Genomic DNA, 847 nt, shown 5'->3' with positions numbered 1-847 from the left:
GATTGCACGCGTGGGGATTGAGGGTGTGAATCCCACTGTCGTGGGTTTGATGAGGTAGTCGATGTTGCGGAAGCTTTGGCATCGGCGTGCGTTGTGCTCCGTACGTTGTTTCAAAAACGGGTTTCATCAAACGGAACAAAACCTGGGACACTTCATATCCCACCCCAGGCCTAATGACTTGGGTGCAGCGGCAACGCTCATCCGATTTAGGCAGAGTCGTTGCAGGATCCAGTGGGTCACCTGGTCCGTGGTCTTTGAATTGTCGGGCGCGCAGGCAAGGCCAGCACGGAAGATCTTCTGCAAGCAACGCTTGTTGGTGCACCGGTAGCGTGGAAGGCGCACATGAAGTTGTTGGGTGGCCGACGATGGGCAGATCGACCAGGCTGCGGATGACGTGGTCGCGGAATACTCCAGGCTGCCCGCAGGTAGGGCATTCATTGATCGGCTCGACGGGTTCGGCTTCAATAACAGTGACGTCACCGTTTTCTGTGGCACCGGTGATAGTAGTTCCTAGTTTTGCGGTGCGGCAGATGGTATCGACGATGACATTTCCGTTAGGCTGCACAGTAGGTCCTTAGTTTTGTACGGATGGATTAGATACCTTTTTCCTACAAAGCCAAGGACCCCAATATCTTGTGCCACGCCCGAACCCCCGGCGAACTAATCAATGCACTCTAAAACCGGAAGAGCCCTTTTAGTACTACTGGTGGATTTCGGTTTTGGTGGGGATTAACGCCGCCGGCTTCGGTTTTTCCGTTGAGGAGGTCGTTGACTACTTCCCGATGGTGAAATGGGTCGATGGTGAGGTAGAGAGGAACCAGTCACCTGGAAGAGATCGATCCAGTCG

At 54.1% G+C, this 847-nt stretch carries 2 pseudogenes; both read right to left on the bottom strand.

From position 1 onward, the window contains the following. Window positions 1-147: 147 nt before the first annotated feature. Window positions 148-565, bottom strand: a pseudogene (locus NQ018_RS11290) (transposase family protein); the annotation flags it as partial. A 164-nt stretch (window positions 566-729) separates the two neighbouring features. After that, window positions 730-847, bottom strand: a pseudogene (locus NQ018_RS11285) (23S ribosomal RNA methyltransferase Erm); the annotation flags it as partial.

Source organism: Corynebacterium kozikiae (genome assembly GCF_024580965.1).
GTDB classification, from domain to species: Bacteria; Actinomycetota; Actinomycetes; order Mycobacteriales; family Mycobacteriaceae; genus Corynebacterium; species Corynebacterium kozikiae.
This window is presented reverse-complemented; position numbering and strand designations above follow the sequence as displayed.